Below are 15,879 nucleotides of genomic sequence, written 5' to 3'. Positions count from 1 at the left end.
GCGCGGCAGACCCGCACGCTCCAAGCTCAGCGGTACGATGGCCCGATTGAGCGCCCGTTATGGTTTCCGGTTCGTTAACGGTCGCCGTGTACCATTCGCGCGATTGAGTTCCGAAGTTCGTCGACATGGCGGTCCTTGTAGCACGAACTGTCGGAAACAAAGCGGCAATGGCCGTTGGAGAACAGGCGCGATGTTCATCGTTTGCCCTCATTGTACGACATCTTATGCCATCGACGTGGCAACCCTGGGTATGGCTGGCCGCAATGTACGCTGTTCCCGTTGCAAGGAGGTCTGGCTGGCGCGACCGGAGGATGCGGTCGAGGCGCCCGCCCCCATGCCTGCCATGGCGGAGGCCGGCGCGGCGGCCGCGCCCCGCGACGCGGCCGACGAGTGGGAAGCCCTCGCGCGCCAGGAAGACGACGACGAACGGACGCCCGACGTGGAAAGTCCGCCGCTGGCTGCCGGCTGGCCCGAGGATGCCCTCGCCGAGCCCGACGACGACACGGCCGATGCCGAGCAGCCGTTGCAGAGCGGGGCTTCGCGCCTCGCCGGTCTCCGCAAGCTCATCAGGCGCCCGACGTTGCCGGATTTCCCAGGCAACAAGGTGTTGAACCTGCCGGTGCTGACGGCCGCCATGGCGGCGCTCACAATTGCGCTGGTGGTGTGGCGCGCCGACGTCGTCAGGCTGCTGCCGCAGACGGCCTCGTTCTACAAGCTGGTCGGGCTCGAGGTGAACCTGCGCGGCCTGACCTTCAAGGACCTGAAGGTGGCGACCGAAACCGTCGACGGCAAGCCGGTGCTGGTGATCGAGGGGACGATCGTCAGCCTGACGAAGAAATCGGTCGACCTGCCGCGGCTGCGCTTCAGCGTCCGTGACGCGCAGGGCACCGAGATCTACGCCTGGAACACGCTGCTCGAGCAGACCGCGCTCAAGCCCGGCGAGCGCACGACGTTCAAGTCGCGGCTCGCCTCGCCCCCTCCCGAAGGCCGCAATATCGATATACGGTTCTTCAACCGGCGCGATCTCGCCGCCGGCAGTGCATGATGGTTCCGGTCTCGTGGGTCGCCCGCGGGGCCCACGAGACGGAGACGAAACGACATGTCGCGCGTGCTGATCGCCGACGACGAAGATTCGATGCGGACCTTGGTCGCGCGCGCCATTGCCATGGATGGACATGAGATCGTGACGGCGCAGGACGGTGCCGAGGCGCTCGACATCCTGACGCGCGAGGCCGGCGCCTTCGACCTGCTGCTGACCGACATCCAAATGCCCATCATGGACGGCATCGCGCTGGCGCTGTCGGCAGCACGCGATTTTCCCGACCTGACCATCCTGCTGATGACCGGCTTTGCCCATCAGCGCGAGCGGGCGTCGAATCTCAGCGCGATCGCTCACGACGTCATCACCAAGCCGTTCTCGATCGCCGACATCCGCACCGCGGTCGCCGACGCGCTGGCGTCAAAGGCTGCGAAGGCGTAGGGCGCCAACGATGATCCTCGACGTTGCTGCAGTCCGCGCTGTCATCCCTGCAAACGCAGGGATCCATAGCCACCGCCGCCGTTGAGGGACACTGGTCCCACATCTCGCGCCATCACATCTCCCTGGGGGTATGGGTCCCGGGTCGGCGCCACGCCGTCGCTTCGCGCCATCGCGGCTTGCCCGGGACGACAGCGATGGGTGCGATGGAGCGCGGACGTGCCTGATGGGCTCGCGCCTGCGTAAAGGTCGCTGAAGGAACTGATCCTCTCTCCTCCGTCATTGCGAGCGCAGCGAAGCAATCCAGAATCCCTCTGCGGAGACCATCTGGATTGCTTCGCTGCGCTCGCAATGACGCTGGGGCGGCCGTCGGACGCCCCGCTCAGCTTCACGCGCTGAGCGCGCGCATCTCGGCATAGAGATCGGATTTGCCCTCGAAACCGATGCCGGGGAGGTCGGGCATCGTGATGTGGCCGTCGGTCACCTTCACGCCGTCGGGGAAGCCACCATAGGGCTGGAACAGGTCGGGATAGCTCTCATTGCCGCCGAGGCCGAGGCCGGCGGCAATGTTGAGGGACATCTGGTGACCGCCATGCGGGATGCAGCGCGACGGCGACCAGCCATAGATCCTGAGCACGTCGAGCGTGCGCAGATACTCGCACAGGCCGTAGGACAGCGCGCAGTCGAACTGCAACCAGTCGCGATCGGGGCGCATGCCGCCGTAGCGGATGAGGTTGCGCGCGTCCTGGTGGCTGAACAGGTTCTCGCCGGTCGCCATCGGGCCGGGATAGAAATCGGCCAGCGTCGCCTGCAGGTGATAGTCGAGCGGATCGCCCGCCTCCTCGTACCAGAACAGCGGATAGTCGCGCAGCATCTTGGCGTAGGCGATCGCAGTCTCCAGGTCGAAGCGGCCATTGGCGTCGACCGCGAGCTGATTGTTGGGGCCGATCTCCGCGAGCACGGCCTCGATGCGCTGGCGGTCCTCGTCGATCGGCGCGCCGCCGATCTTCATCTTCACGACAGTGTAGCCACGCTCGAGATAGCCGCGCATCTCGCGGCGCAGCGCCGAGAGATCCTTGCCGGGATAGTAGTAGCCGCCGGCAGCGTAGACGAAGACGCGCGGTTCGGCCTTGCGGCCGTGCCGCTCCGCGAGCAGACGGAACAGCGGCTTGTCGGCGATCTTGGCGACCGCATCCCAGATCGCCATGTCCAACGTGCCGACCGCGACCGAGCGCTCGCCGTGGCCGCCGGGCTTCTCGTTGATCATCATCGCCGCCCAGGCCTTGTCCGGGTCGATGTTGTCCTTGCTGGCATCGAGCAACGATGTCGGGTCAGCTTCCACGAGGCGCGCGCGAAAGCGCTCGCGGATCAAGCCGCCCTGGCCGTAGCGGCCGTTGGAGTTGAAGCCGTAGCCGACCACGGGCCGGCCATTGCGCTCGACATTGGTGATGACCGCGACCAGGCTCGACGTCATCTTGGTGAAGTCGATATAGGCATTGCGGATCGGCGACGAGATCGGCTTCGTCACCTCGCGGACGTCGACGATACGAACGGTCATGGTCATTCTCCTGGTCGGGGTCGCACGCGCCGTTTCAGAGCGAGGCGCCTGCGCAGATGGTGATGGTCTGGCCGGTGATGGCGCCCGCTTCCGGCAACAGCAGGAAGGCGGTGAGCGCAGCCACCTCGACCGGATCGACGTAGCGCCCCATCGGCGGCAGCACCGGGGCGATGCCGGCGCGGCTGGGATCGCGCAGAAACGGCGTGTCGGTCGCAGCCGGTGCGACGACGTTGACGGTGATCAGGCGCGGCGCCAGCTCGATCGCCCAGGAGCGCGCGAGGCCGGTGAGTGCCGCCTTGGTCGCGGCGTATTGGCTGCGGCCGGCCGCGCCATTGGCGGTGCGGCTGCCGATCAGCACGATGCGCCCGCCTTCGCGCAGGCGCGGCGCCAGCGCATTGGCCAGCGCCTCCGCGGCGCCGACATGGACGCGCCACATCCCTTCGCTGCTCTCGGCCTGCAACTCGCCGAGACGGCCGACACGCATGTAGCCGGCGGCGTGGACCAGCGCGGTCACGGCGCCGACGTCAGCAAGGCGCGCGATCAGCGTCTGCGGTTCGGCGAGATCGGCCTCGAAGCCACCGAAGTGTTCGTGCGACAGCACCGAGGCCGCGCGGTCGATGCCGGTCACGCGCCAGCCGTCCGCCAGCAGACGCTCGGCGATGGCGCGGCCGATGCCCGAGCTGGTTCCGGTCACCACCGCATGGCGAAGGCCCGAGCTGCTGTCGTGGTCCTGTGCCGTCATCCCTTGTACGCAGCCGCCTCGGCCTTGACCTTCACCGCATCGAAATTGTTGATCTTGTCGATCAGCTCATTGGTGTAGAGCGCAGCATAGTCCTTGATGTCCAGCCCGTTCATCGCGGCCTCGGTGCGGAACTCTTGCTCGTTGATCCCGCCCATCTTCGTATCGGCATAAGGCGGCGCGTAGAGCTTGATGCGGCGGCTGATCGACTGCAGCACGGCCTTGACCGCCGCGTCCTCGCTGGCACCGCGCGGCGCCGTCTCCGGGTACATCTTGAGAAAGGCCCTGGCGCCGGCGGTCGGATTGGCGAGCAGGAATTGCGACGCCTTGCACACCGAGCGGCCAAAGCCGACCAGGAGATCCCTGTCCTTCTCGAACGTCTGCGGCATCGCCATCAGGAACTGGCCGCCGACCATCGGGATCGTGGTCGGACGCGGCAGATAGGCCAGCTCGATGCCGGCCGCCTCGATCTGGCCGAAGCCAGTATCGAAATAAGCGAGCGCATCGATCACGCCGCGCTGCAGGGCGACGCCCGCCGGCGTGCCGTTGCCGACCGCGACCCAGCTCACATCCTTCTCGGGATCCAGGCCCAGCGCCTTCAGCACGTTCTTGGTGACGGGATATTCGGTGGCACCGAAGTCGGACACGCCGATCTTCTTGCCTTTGAGGTCCGTGTAGCTCTTGAGCCCCGAGCCGGGCGGGACGGCGATGTCCCATTTGTACGGATAGGTATATTGATAGAACAGTTTGGCGCCACTCCATTCGCCCTTGGCGAGCAGCGGCAGCGCTGTCGACGGCACGCCGACGCCGACGAAGACGGAGCCCCGGTCAGTCGCGACCTGGACGTTGGCATTGGTGCCGAGCGCCTGGACGTCGAGCGAGAACCCTTCCTGCGCGTTGTAGCCGAGCGCCTCGCCGATCACGCAATTGATGATAGTGGCGTTGAGCGCCTTGAGCCCGACGCCGAAGCGAAGCTTCTTCGCGTCCGCCGCCATCAGGCCGGCCGGCGCGCCGCTCATCAGCAGCGCCGCGCCGGCACTGCTCTTCAGGAATGACCTGCGCGAAACCATCCTTCGTTCCTCCCTGTGGTCCTATTTTTTCCGGTTGGCGCCCCAGTGCACGACCTTGGCCTCGCACCAGCGCACGATCCCATGCAGCACGATGCCGAGCACGCCGAGAATGATCAGCGCGGCGAACACGCCGGCGACGTCCGACACCGCCTGCGCCTGCGTGATGACGACCCCCATGCCACGCTGGGCGCCGAGGAATTCGGCCACGATCGCGCCGAGCAGTGCATAGACCACCGCCATGTCGAGGCCCGCGAAAATGAAGGGCGCGGCGTTGGGCAGCTTGACGATGCGGTAGGTCTCGAAGCGCGAGGCCGACAGCGAGCGCATCAGGTCGATACGCTCGGGCTCGACGGCGCGCAGCCCCGTGAAGCTGTTGATCAGCACCGGGAAGAACGACAGCAGCGCCGAGATCGCGACCTTCGAGCCGTCACCGAAGCCGAACCAGATCACGATCAGCGGCGCGATCGCCACCTTGGGCAGGCTCTGCAGCGCGAACGCATAGGGCATCACCAGGCGCTCGATGGCTTCGACCTCGGCCATCAAGGAGCCGATGACGAGGCCGAGCCCGACGCCGATGGCGCAGCCGGCGGCGGCGTTGCTCAGCGTGCTCCACAGCGGCAGGTAATAGCCGAGCGGGCTGGCCGGGCTGACCGCGAGCCCGGACCACAACGCACGAACGACCGCTTCGGGCTTCGGCAGAATGTAGGACGGGATGTTCAGCAGGTTGACCGCGGCGATCCAGCTCAGGATCAGCACCGCGAGGCCGATCCAGGCGATCGGCGAGCCCAGGCTGACGCGGCGCCGGGGGCTTGCGGGCTTCTGCGACAGGGCTGAAACGGCGACGTTGGCGAGATCAGTCATGGCCGTGCTCCTGTGCATTGAGCAGCCCGCGAACTTCCCTGGCAAGCCGCGCATAGTCCGGATGCAGCACGATGTCGTCGAAGCTGCGCTGCCGCGGGATCGGCACGTGGAGATCGGCAAGGATGCGGCCGGGACGCGCCGACATCACGATGACGCGGTCGGCCAGGAAGATGGCTTCCGAGATCGAGTGCGTAATCAGCAGGACGGTCTTGCGGTTCTCCTGCCAGATTCGCTGCAGCTCGAGGTTCAGCCGCTCGCGCGTCAGTGCGTCGAGCGCGCCGAACGGCTCGTCCATCAGCAGGATCTCGGGATCGCGCGCCAGCGCGCGGCAGATCCCGGCGCGCTGCTGCATGCCGCCGGACAGCTCATAGGGATATTTGTCGCCGAAATCGCCGAGACCGGTAACGGCGAGCAGGCGCTCGATGCGATCGCCGGCCGGGGCATGTTTGCCACCGACGCGCAAGGGCAGCCCGACATTGTCGCGCACCGTCATCCACGGCAGCAGGTTGGCCGCCTGGAACACGACGCCGACCTTGCGCGAGGGACCGGCGACGGGCTCGCCATCGAGCAGCAGCCGGCCGTCGCTGTAACTATCAAGCCCCGCGAGCAAACGCAGCAAGGTGCTCTTGCCGCAGCCGGAGGGACCGACGACGCAGACGAACTCGCCCGGCTTGATGTGGAGCGAGATCCGGCTCAACGCATGGACCGTCGCGCCGGAGGCCGAGACATAGGTCTTCGACAGTTGATCGATCGCGATGAGCACAGCCTCGGGCGCAGCCGCAGCGCGCCGGGTTGCATCGTCGACATCCATCGTCAGCATCAGCGTCCACCCGGTGTCTTTTTGTTGTGATCACGGGGCAACGGCCGGCACCGGCCGTCGCCTCTCGCAAGCTCAGGCCGCAGCCTTCGCCGTCAGCCCGGCCGCGGCCACCGCGGCGCGGATCGCGGCCATCTCCTCGGCGCTCGGCGCATGCGTCGGCGGCCGCACGGTGGCATCGCGGATCACGCCGGCGACCTGCATCGCCGCCTTCATGCGGCCATGCGCCTCCCCGGTCGGCTCGCCGCCGCCATACACCGCGTCCTTGAGCGGATCGATCATGGCCTGCAGCTTCATCGCAAGCTTGAGGTCACCGGCAGTGACGGCAGCGAACAGATCGTAGATCAGATCCGGAATCAGCGAGGCGAAGCCGACCAGCGCACCATCGACGCCCTGCACCATCGAGGCCAGCAGATATTCGTCATGACAGGTCAGCAGCGCCTTGTGCGGCGCCGCGGCGCGGATCGCCTTGAGGTCGCGCGCATATTTGTTCATCTCGCGGGTGCCGATCTTGAATGCCTGGACGTGGTCGAGGCGGGCGAGCTCGGCGAGCAGCTCCGAGGAGAACGAGGCGCGGGTCCAGGCGGGATAGACATGCACGATCAGCGGCAGCCTGGTGGCTTCGCCGATGGCGCTGAAATAATCCAGGCAGTGCTCGCGCTTGAAGCCGAAGCGCAGCCAGTGATGGGGCGGCATGATGTCGAGAGCAGTCGCGCCCGCTTCCTTCGCCATCAGCGCATGCTCGATGCCGTCCTTGATGCCTTCGCACACGACGGAGGAGATGGTCGGGCAGATGCCGGTGAGCGCCTTGGCGACGATGCGCGTCACCTCCGCGCGCTCCTTCGCCGTGAGGCTGAACACCTCGCCGGTGTGGCCATTGGTCATGATGCCGACGATGCCGCGTCGTTTGCTGAGCCACGCCGCATAGCGCGTCAGCTCGGCCTCGTCGATCGAATGGTCGGCGTTGAAGGGGACGGCGATCGCCGGGATGATCCCCTTGAAATTGGTCATGACGCTCATGCTTGCTCCTGTTTCGTCACATCGACGTTCATCGTTTCGCGACCGTCGCAGTCGCCCCGCCCATGGCCTCCAGAGCCCGGGACAGCTGGGCTGCCGCTCTGAGCAGCGGCGCCACGCCAAGCCGCTCGAAGTCGTCCGCGGTGATGCGCATGGTGGGCGCAGCGATACTGATCGCCGCGAGCGGAATGCCGTCGCGGTCGATGACGGGCGCGGCGAGCACGCACAGCCCCGGCGCATTTTCCTGATTTGACAGCGCGTAGCCGGCAGCCTTCACTTCGCACAGGCGCTGCAGCAGCGCGTCGAGATCGGTGATCGTGGTTTCGGTGCGCTTGATGCGCGGCTGCGCCTCGAGCACCTCGATCTGCGTCTCGACCGGCAGCAATGACAGGATCGCCTGGCCGACGGCGGTCGAATAGACCGGCGCGCGGCTGCCGATGCGGACGTCGACGCCGAGCCGGACGAGGCCCGCCTGGATGCGCTCGACATAGACGATGTCGCTGCCGTCGAGCACCGCGAGCGAGGCAGCCTCGTTCATCTCGCCGACCAGGCTGCGCAGGATCGGGCGCGCCTGTGTGCGTAGCTCCGAGCGCGCGATCGCGTTGAAGCCCAGATCGAGGCATTTCAGCGTCAGGCGGAAGCGCCTGGAGTCGCCGACCTTCTCGACATAGCCGAGCATCACGAGCGTGTTGAGCAGGCGGAACGTGGTGCCCTTGTCGAGCGCGGCGCGGCGCGCAACGTCGGCGAGCACCAGCTCCGGCTCCTCGCTGGTGAAGGCATTCAGCACCTGAAAGCCCTTGGCCAGCGACAGCACGACGCTTTTGCCAGCCTTGCTGTCCTCGTCCACGTGGAGGCTCCGACGTTTCCTGCTTGACGCCGGCCTTGACGACCGGCATTTGGATTGACTAAGGTTCGGATTGCGAACTATAGTTCGTATATTAGAATGCGCGTCGCCGCTGCTGTCAAGCACGCTCACGCGCGGCATGCGGCACGGCTTGAAATCCGCACAGCCGGCATGATCTCTCCCTGAGGGCCGCGACATCTCGCGGCCCTTTTCAGGAGTCCGGCGTGAGCGTCGCATTCACCAAGGAAGAGAGCGCCGAGACGGCGGCCGAAACGCAACTGCCCGACCGGCCGGTCTCGCCGCATCCGAACCTCGTGACCGCGGCCGGACTCAAGGCGCTCGAGGAGCAGTTGCGCGAAGCGCAGGCGGCGTTTGAAGCGGCCCAGGGAATCGAGGACGTCAACGAGCGGCGACGGGAGTCGGCGCTGCCGCTGCGCGACGCGCGCTACTTTGCAGCGCGGGTGCGGACCGCGCAGGTGATGCCGGCGCCGACATCGACGGAGCAGATCGCGTTCGGCAGCACGGTGACGTTCAAGCGCGGCGACGGCCGCGTCCAGACCTACACCATCGTCGGCGAGGACGAGGCCGATCCGAAGCGCGGCATGATCTCCTATGTCTCCCCTGTGGCTCGCCTGCTGATGGGCAAATCGGCCGGCGACATGGTCGAGGTCACCGGACAAGAGCTGGAGATTCTCACGATCGCCTGAGGCGATGCCCATCACGCCGGCAGGAAACGATGCTCAAAGTTGGAATCATCTCCGACACTCATGGGCTGCTGCGGCCGGAGGCAGTGCGATGTCTGTCGGGCGTCCAACACATCATCCACGCCGGCGATATCGGCCGGCACGAGATCGTTGAGCGGCTTCGCCTGATCGCGCCGGTGACTGCGATCCGCGGCAACATCGACACGGCAGACTGGGCGAATGCATATCCTGCGACCGAGACCGTCAGGCTTGGCACGCGTGCCGTCCATGTCGTGCACGACGTCCACGACCTCGCGATCGACCCTGCAACGGCGGGTATCGACATCGTCGTGTCCGGTCATTCGCATCGCGCAGGCGTCGAGACACGCGACGGCGTGCTCTACCTGAATCCGGGCAGCGCAGGGCCGCGCCGCTTCAAGCTGCCGATCACCCTGGCGACGCTGAACATCTCGGCAGGCCAACTGTCACCCGCGATCCACGATCTCGGCAGCGCCTGAAGCAAAGCGAAAGGGCGCCCATGGGCGCCCTCCCCGAACCTCGTATGAGATGCATCGATCAGAAGCGATCGGCCAGCGCCATCCCGGGGTCGCTGAACGAGGGGCGGCCGGTCTCGACGTGGCCGGCGACGCGGCGATAGAAGCTGTCGTCGGTGTCGCTGGTGACGACGAAGTCGTACCACAGGCCGGATTTGCGCAGATGCCAGTAGAGCTCGCCGTGGCGGCCGGGCGCAGACACCTTGACGGTCCACGACGTCGATGGGCCGCCATGGCTCGGTCCGGGGAAGAAGGTCGGTGCGCCAAAGCCGAAGCCGGGAGCATCGAAGTCGGGCGCGGACCGGAAGCCCGGCACCACGCCAAAACCCACCGGATGGAAGCCCGGGCGCGGACCGAAGCCGGGACATTGCGGCTCCAGCGCGGCCGAGACCGAGGCGGTGACGGCCTGCAACGGGCCATAGATCTCGTTGGACTTCACCGTGAAGCTCACGCGGGCATGGCCGTCGTTGCGCAGCTGCATGTGGAGGCCGCCCTCGAAGACGTTGTAGCCGACGAAGATCTCCGGGTTGGCGGCATTCGACAACCTGACCTTGTCGAGGTCGCCCTTGAAATGACGATGGAAGCCGTTCGGGCCGAGCACCCAGAGATCATACAGGCCATCGCTGCCGACGCTCCATTCATCGTCGATCATCTTGCCGGCCTCGACGGTGTATCGGCGCGGAATGAGATCGAGATGCTGCTTGTCGTAGACGTGGAACACCGCGCCGGCAAAGCCGGTGTTGGCGAACAGCAGTTTCACCTTGCCCGCGGCGGCGTCGACCTTTGCGGTGGCGTGCAGGATATAGGGCAGCGGACGCGAATAGCGCGCGCCGCTCTCCTGAAAAAGCGGCTGCGGCGTCGCGGGCGCAACCGGCGCCGGCAACGTCTTCTGGTGCGCGTCCGACGCCTGCCAGTTGCTCTGATCGGGCAATTCCGGGAAGCGCGGATCGTTCGGGCTGGCGAAATCGAACGCCGAGGTGAGATCGCCGGAGACGGCGCGGTGCCAGGGGCTGATGGCGTCGACCTTGATCGCAAAGCGCTTCTCGAGGAAACGACCGATCGAGGTGTGGTCGAACACCTGCGAGTTGACCCAGCCGCCCTTGCTCCAAGGTGAAACGACGTACATCGGCACCCGCGCGGAGAGGCCCCAGGGACGGATGTTGCCGCTGATGGTGTCGGTCGCAGTCAGCACGTTGCCGACGGTGTTGGAGAAATACTCGCCGTCGAGCGGCAAGGTCGCCTTGCCCATCAGCTTGCCGTTGATGTCGTAGGACGGCACTGCGGGCGCCGGCAGATGATCGAAGAAGCCGTCGTTCTCGTCGAAGGTCAGGAAGAAGACGGTCTGGCTCCAGACCTCGGGATTGGCGGTCAGGGCTTCCAGCACCTGGTCGGTGAAATTGCCGGCGCGGGTCGGGCTGCCGCCGCCGGGATGCTCGGAGTTGGCCTGCGTCGGCAGGATCCACGACACCTGCGGCAAGGTGCCGGCCATCACGTCGGCCTTCAGCCGGTCGAGATAATCCGGACCGCCGGTCAGGCCGTGCACGTAGTTCGGATCGTTCGGCTGCGCATGACGGAAGCTGGAGAACGCCAGGCAGCCGTGCATCGCGCCGGTCCAGTTGTCGTTCATGTCCTGATAGATGTGCCAGCTGACGCCGGCCTTGTTCAGCAGATCGGGCAGCGTGTCCCAGGCGAAGTCGCTGCCAACATATTTGTAGGTCGCCTGCGGCTGCGGCTGGCCGGCCACCCAATTGTGCGGGTTCGGCCAGCAGCGCAGATTGTTGGGCTCGGAATCGTTGGTGGTGGAGTTGATGCCCTGCGCGCGCAGCGCCGGATTGAAGTTGGAGCCCGACCAGAACACGATGCGGTTGGGATCGGTGCCGGTGGTGATCGAGGCGTGGTAGGCGTCGCAGATCGTGAACGCCTCGGCGAGCGCGAACTGGAACGGAATGTCGTCGCGGCCGAAATAGCCCATCGCATAGGGCGTCTTGTACTTCGCCCAATAGCCCATCTTGCCCTGATTCCACGCCGCCTGGCTGTCGCCGAAGGAGTGCGGCGTGCCGTAGCCGACCAGCGCGTTGGAGGTCGTGGAGTCGCGGTGATAGGGCGGAATCTCGCGGCTGCCGTCGGACTGGAACCAGACCGGCTTGCCGCTCTCCAGCGGGATCGGGAAGCGATCGCCGAAGCCGCGGACGCCGCGCAGCGTGCCGAAGTAGTGATCGAAGGAGCGGTTCTCCTGCATCAGGATGACGATGTGCTTGACGTCCTGAATGGTGCCGGTCCGGCGCCGTGCCGGAATGGCCAGCGCCTGGCGGATGCTGGCGAAGGCAGCCGCCGCCGTGGCGCCTGCCAAGAAATCGCGACGTGTTGTCATGCTGATACGACCTTTTGAAATCTTGAAGAACGTATTCAGGGTTGGCGGGGCGAGCCCGACCTGCTCCTGCGAACGTCCCTGGCGTATCAGCGCGACTTGACAGCGCTGTGAAATTTTTATTTTCGAAATGAACCTGAATGAGATTTTCTCAGCATCGGGCACAGCGTATCGGGGCACAGCGTGACGGGATCGACCTTTCGTTCTGGGCCGGGCGTGAACGGCATCTTGTTTCGTATTCGGGAGTTGCAGAACGAGCTGCCGCCGAAAGCGCGGCAGATCGCGGAGCTGGTCATCGCCCGGCCGGAGCCGTTCATCCACATGTCGATCACCGAGGTCGCGGAAGCCTGCGGCGTGAGCGAGGGGACGATCGTGTCGTTCTGCCGGCGGGTCGGGGTGCGCGGGTTCCAGGAGCTCAAGATCATGCTGGCGCGGGACCTGATCGAGCCGGTCCGGCTGATCCAGGAGGACCTGCATCGCGGCGATGATCCGGCGACGGTGACGGACCATATCTTCGCGGCGCATGCCGCCTCGCTGCAGGAGACGCGGCGGCTGCTGTCGATGGACGCGCTGGCGCAGGCGGCGAAGCTGCTGCGCGAGGCGCGGCGGGTCGAGATCTACGGCATCGGGAGTTCGGCGCCGATCGCGCAGGACCTGTCGTACCGGCTGCTGCAGCTCGGGCTCGCGGCGAACGCCATCGTTGATTCGCATGTCCAGGCGGTCAGCGCCGGGATGGCCGGCCCCGACGTCGCGACCGTCACGGTGTCGCATTCGGGCAGCACGGTCGAAACGGTGCTGGCGACGCGGCTGGCGCAGGCCGCGGGTGCGCGGACCATCGGCATCACCCGGCTCGGCAAGTCGCCGCTGGCGGCGCATTGCGAGGTGCTGCTCTACACCGTCGCCAACGAGACGCGCTATCGCCCGGAGGCGATGAGCAGCCGCGTCGCACAGCTCGCGATCATCGACACGCTGGTCAGCTGCTGCGCGCTGACCGACACCGAGCGCTCCGTCGACCGGCTGCAGCACGCGGCGCGCATCCTGTCCGAGAAGCGCTACTGAACTGCGTGGCCTCAGGTCAAAACGATGAGCCACGGGGATGATCTCCCGTGGCCGATCCATCCTCAATAGTCCTTCAGCAGCCGCTCGATGTAGTCGAGCTCGAGCTGCGGCCGCGACTGATCGCCGAGCCGGCGGCGCAGCTCCTCGAGGATGCGGCGGACGCGCTGCACGTCGATCTCGCCGGGAATCTTCTGCGAGAAATCGTCGATGTCGCGGCCGGGATGCATCGGACGTCCGAGCGGGTCGGTCTGCTGCGCGCCCTGCTGGCGGCCGGCGCGCTGGCCGGGGCCGTCGCCCGGCTGGTCGCCGTCGCCCTGCTGCATCGCCTCGGCGAGGCTCTGCGCGCCCTTGCGCAACGCATCCAGCGCCTTGCCCTGCGATTCCACGGCGCCGTCGGCATTGTTGTCGCCGAGCTGGCTGCCGGCATCGCCCATCGCGCTGTCGGCATCGTCGAGCCCGTCGCCAGAATCGCCCTGGTCGCCTTGATCCCCCTGCTCGCCTTGCTGGCCGGGCTGCCCCTTCTGGCCTTTCTGACCCTTCTGTCCCTTTTCGCCCTGCTGGCCCATGCCGCGCTTGGCGAGCTGGTCCTGCAACTGCTTCAGGCGGTCGCGCAGCGCCTGCTGGTCCTGCTGCAGGTCGCCCATGCCCTGGTCCTGGTCGCCCTGCTGCCTGTTGCGGTTGCGGCGCGAATCCTGGCCCTGCTTGAAGGTCTTGTCGCGGAGCTGCTGCTGCTTGCGGATCATGTCGCCGAGCTCGTTGAGCGCCTGCTCCATGTCGTTGTCGCCGCCCTGGTTGGGCTGCGCCATCTGCAAATTCTCCAGCATCTGCTGCAACTGCTCGAGCAGCTCGCGCGCGCCCTCCTTGTCGCCCTGCCGCGACAGCCGCTCCATGCGGTCGATCATGTTCTGCAGGTCCTGCTGGCGCAGGATCTTGGTGTTCTGATCGAGCGGCCGCTGCGCCATCTGCGGGTTGTTGCGCAATTGCTCGGCGAGCTGGCGCATGTAGTTGTCCATCGCCTTGCGCAGATCCTCGGCGAGCTTCTTGATCTCCTCGTCGCTGGCGCCGCGCTCCAGCGCCTGCTTCAGCGCGTCCTGGGCCGCGCGCAGCGCCTTGTCGACGTCGGAGATGTTGCCGTCCTCGATGGTGACCGCGAGCGCCCACAGGCTCGCCACGACCTCGCGCAACGCATCGTCGGTGCGCGCGGCCTCGAGCTGGCGCGTCACCGAGCGCAGGCCGAGATACTGGCCGAGTTCGGGCGTGAACAGCTCCGGCGCGATCGCCAGCGCGTCGAGCGCGGTGAACACGTCGCCGTTGCGGTTGCCGTCGAGCGCCAGCAGGCGCCGCTGCTCGATCAGCGCCCGCGCCAGCGGTTTTGTGAACAGCCGCTCCGGCAGCCTGGTCTCGAACGGCTCGCTGGTGCCCTCGTTGCCGGCCTCGTCCTTGGCCGTCAGCGTGAGCGTGACGTCGGCGCCGGCGTAGGGGTCCTCGCTGAGATCCTTGACGGTCTGGCCGACGCCGTTGCGGGTGCGCGCGTTCGGCAGCACCAGCGGAAACTCCGGCGGCTGGAACAGCGGCCGTGCGGCAGGCGCGTCGGCCGTCTTGCTCTCGGCAGCCTTGTTTTCGACAGGCCGCGCAACGACCTTGGCGCGGGCTTCGGTGACGCCGTAATCATCCTCGAGCTTGTAGGACAGCTTCAGCGAGCCGCGCGCCTGGCGCTCGGGGTCCTTGGCCATGCTGATGAGCGGCGGCTTGTCCGGCGTCGCGGCGAACACCCATTGCGGCTGCCCTGCGGGCGCGCGCACGTGAACGGTACTGTCGGACTTGATGACGTAGTGCTTCTCGGTGGTGCCCTTCGGCGCGGCCTCGCCGGTCGCGACCTCGCCGGGCGCCGCCTCGCTGACGCCGCCTGACGTGATGACATCGAGATTGCCGCCGCTGGAACGCACGATCAGCGTCGAGCCCTGGGGCACCACGATCGGGCCGCTCGCCGGCACCGCGCCTTCCTTGTTGGCGGCGGATAGGATGATCGGCGGCTTCGCGGTGTAGAGCGGCGGCTTGACCCAGGCATCGACCCGGACCGTGACCGGCGTCAGCACGCCGTTCCAGTCGAACGCCGAGGCGAGTCGCATCGGCCGCTCGTCGCCGGCCGCGACATAGGTCGCGACCAGCAGCACGATCACCAGCGCGCGCACCGCCCAGGGGTCGTGCAGCGACAGCCGCGGCCGCGGCGTGCCGGCGCGGATGCGCTTGATCGAGGCCAAAGTGCGCTCGCGCTGCGCCTGCCACAGCGCGTGCGCGATCGGATCCTTGGTGGAGAGCGTGTCGGTGAGAGCGGTGGCGGGGCGATGGGCGATGCCCGAGCCGCGATCGAGCCGCGCCAGGCCCTCGTCGCGGGTCGGCCAGCGATATCTCAGCATCGGCACGGCGGCGCCGAGCAGCAGCAGCAGAAACAGTCCGACGCCGATCATGCGGACCGCGAACGGCAGGCCGAGCCAGAGGCCGGCCCACGAGACGATCAGGAACAGACCGACCACCGTGAGCAGCCGGGCGAGATGCGGCCAGCCGCGCTCCCAGGCGATGGCGAGACGCGCCCGCTTCAGCGCCTGCGCCAGCTTGAGCCGCGCCAGGCCATCATGCGCAAGGCCCTCGGGCGTGCTGCTTGCCGGCCCGGCCGGCTCGGGGGTGATGCCGCTCAACAATCTCTCCAAGTTGCCCGGATGTTCACCCTAGCACAAAGGCAGCCGTGAGGCACCCGCTCTGCGCGGGCTTTCCCGCCGCCGGCCGCGGTTCACACGGGAGTGTGACCGGCCGGGTTCCCGGAAAGCTACGGGG

Annotated in this window: 14 protein-coding genes; 5 read left to right on the top strand and 9 right to left on the bottom strand. The window is 67.0% G+C overall.

All coding sequences use genetic code 11. The annotated features are described in order from the left end of the window. Positions 1–190: 190 nt before the first annotated feature. Together QX048_RS21280 and QX048_RS21275 are read left to right on the top strand one after the other, a co-directional pair. Positions 191–1,045 carry an MJ0042-type zinc finger domain-containing protein gene (locus tag QX048_RS21280; protein WP_315753890.1) on the top strand — a complete coding sequence of 285 codons (855 nt, stop codon included), beginning with the start codon at positions 191–193 and terminating at the stop codon, positions 1,043–1,045. Positions 1,046–1,099: 54 nt separating this feature from the next. Continuing rightward, positions 1,100–1,480: a response regulator gene (locus QX048_RS21275; RefSeq protein ID WP_315718112.1), complete on the top strand. Its 381-nt coding sequence runs from the start codon at positions 1,100–1,102 to the stop codon at positions 1,478–1,480. Between the two features lie 385 nt (positions 1,481–1,865). Here QX048_RS21275 and QX048_RS21270 read toward each other — a convergent pair whose 3' ends face one another. The 7 genes from QX048_RS21270 to QX048_RS21240 form a co-directional block, all read right to left on the bottom strand. Next, positions 1,866–3,035, bottom strand: coding sequence for a mandelate racemase/muconate lactonizing enzyme family protein (locus tag QX048_RS21270; protein ID WP_315826641.1), 1,170 nt, complete (start codon positions 3,033–3,035; stop codon positions 1,866–1,868). A gap of 34 nt (positions 3,036–3,069) precedes the next feature. After that, positions 3,070–3,777, bottom strand: coding sequence for an SDR family oxidoreductase (locus tag QX048_RS21265; protein ID WP_315718115.1), 708 nt, complete (start codon positions 3,775–3,777; stop codon positions 3,070–3,072). Beyond that, positions 3,774–4,844, bottom strand: coding sequence for an ABC transporter substrate-binding protein (locus tag QX048_RS21260; RefSeq protein ID WP_315826640.1), 1,071 nt, complete (start codon positions 4,842–4,844; stop codon positions 3,774–3,776). Before QX048_RS21260 ends, QX048_RS21265 begins: the two co-directional genes overlap by 4 nt. Before the next feature lie 21 nt (positions 4,845–4,865). Further along, entirely contained in the window at positions 4,866–5,705 is an 840-nt protein-coding gene (locus QX048_RS21255; RefSeq protein WP_315718117.1) for an ABC transporter permease, read from the bottom strand. Beyond that, positions 5,698–6,525, bottom strand: coding sequence for an ABC transporter ATP-binding protein (locus QX048_RS21250; protein ID WP_315826638.1), 828 nt, complete (start codon positions 6,523–6,525; stop codon positions 5,698–5,700). Before QX048_RS21250 ends, QX048_RS21255 begins: the two co-directional genes overlap by 8 nt. Positions 6,526–6,597: 72 nt before the next feature. Then, positions 6,598–7,542: a dihydrodipicolinate synthase family protein gene (locus QX048_RS21245; RefSeq protein WP_315753839.1), complete on the bottom strand. Its 945-nt coding sequence runs from the start codon at positions 7,540–7,542 to the stop codon at positions 6,598–6,600. Positions 7,543–7,570: 28 nt separating this feature from the next. After that, positions 7,571–8,386 (bottom strand): IclR family transcriptional regulator, encoded by an 816-nt coding sequence (locus QX048_RS21240; protein WP_315826637.1) that lies wholly within the window; start codon positions 8,384–8,386, stop codon positions 7,571–7,573. A 221-nt stretch (positions 8,387–8,607) separates the two neighbouring features. On the opposite strand from QX048_RS21240, the gene greA reads away from it, so the two are divergent. Beyond that, positions 8,608–9,090: a transcription elongation factor GreA gene (gene greA, locus QX048_RS21235; protein ID WP_315753843.1), complete on the top strand. Its 483-nt coding sequence runs from the start codon at positions 8,608–8,610 to the stop codon at positions 9,088–9,090. A gap of 29 nt (positions 9,091–9,119) precedes the next feature. Next, entirely contained in the window at positions 9,120–9,584 is a 465-nt protein-coding gene (locus QX048_RS21230; RefSeq protein WP_315826636.1) for a metallophosphoesterase family protein, read from the top strand. Positions 9,585–9,642: 58 nt separating this feature from the next. Here the strand turns inward: QX048_RS21230 and QX048_RS21225 are convergent, their stop codons facing one another. Next, entirely contained in the window at positions 9,643–11,991 is a 2,349-nt protein-coding gene (locus tag QX048_RS21225; protein ID WP_315826635.1) for a phosphocholine-specific phospholipase C, read from the bottom strand. 225 nt (positions 11,992–12,216) lie between these two features. Here QX048_RS21225 and QX048_RS21220 point away from each other — a divergent pair, with 225 nt between their 5' ends. Beyond that, positions 12,217–13,047 (top strand): MurR/RpiR family transcriptional regulator, encoded by an 831-nt coding sequence (locus QX048_RS21220; RefSeq protein ID WP_315826634.1) that lies wholly within the window; start codon positions 12,217–12,219, stop codon positions 13,045–13,047. Positions 13,048–13,109: 62 nt separating this feature from the next. Here the strand turns inward: QX048_RS21220 and QX048_RS21215 are convergent, their stop codons facing one another. After that, positions 13,110–15,743 carry a TIGR02302 family protein gene (locus QX048_RS21215; RefSeq protein WP_315826633.1) on the bottom strand — a complete coding sequence of 878 codons (2,634 nt, stop codon included), beginning with the start codon at positions 15,741–15,743 and terminating at the stop codon, positions 13,110–13,112. Positions 15,744–15,879: the final 136 nt, after the last annotated feature.

Origin of the sequence: Bradyrhizobium sp. SZCCHNS30572 (assembly GCF_032484415.1) — a bacterium.
In the GTDB taxonomy this organism is placed as follows: Bacteria; Pseudomonadota; Alphaproteobacteria; order Rhizobiales; family Xanthobacteraceae; genus Bradyrhizobium.
Note: the sequence above shows the minus strand (reverse complement) of the source record. Positions and strands in the feature narration are given on the sequence as shown.

Bases quoted from the DNA above. Each gene is read 5' to 3' on its own strand.
- QX048_RS21260 (WP_315826640.1), bottom strand. From the start codon at position 4,844: ATGGTTTCGCGCAGGTCATTCCTGAAGAGCAGTGCCGGCGCGGCGCTG.
- QX048_RS21230 (WP_315826636.1), top strand. From the start codon at position 9,120: ATGCTCAAAGTTGGAATCATCTCCGACACTCATGGGCTGCTGCGGCCG.
- QX048_RS21250 (WP_315826638.1), bottom strand. From the start codon at position 6,525: ATGCTGACGATGGATGTCGACGATGCAACCCGGCGCGCTGCGGCTGCG.
- QX048_RS21265 (WP_315718115.1), bottom strand. From the start codon at position 3,777: ATGACGGCACAGGACCACGACAGCAGCTCGGGCCTTCGCCATGCGGTG.
- QX048_RS21245 (WP_315753839.1), bottom strand. From the start codon at position 7,542: ATGAGCGTCATGACCAATTTCAAGGGGATCATCCCGGCGATCGCCGTC.
- QX048_RS21275 (WP_315718112.1), top strand. From the start codon at position 1,100: ATGTCGCGCGTGCTGATCGCCGACGACGAAGATTCGATGCGGACCTTG.
- QX048_RS21280 (WP_315753890.1), top strand. From the start codon at position 191: ATGTTCATCGTTTGCCCTCATTGTACGACATCTTATGCCATCGACGTG.
- QX048_RS21270 (WP_315826641.1), bottom strand. From the start codon at position 3,035: ATGACCGTTCGTATCGTCGACGTCCGCGAGGTGACGAAGCCGATCTCG.
- QX048_RS21225 (WP_315826635.1), bottom strand. From the start codon at position 11,991: ATGACAACACGTCGCGATTTCTTGGCAGGCGCCACGGCGGCGGCTGCC.
- QX048_RS21255 (WP_315718117.1), bottom strand. From the start codon at position 5,705: ATGACTGATCTCGCCAACGTCGCCGTTTCAGCCCTGTCGCAGAAGCCC.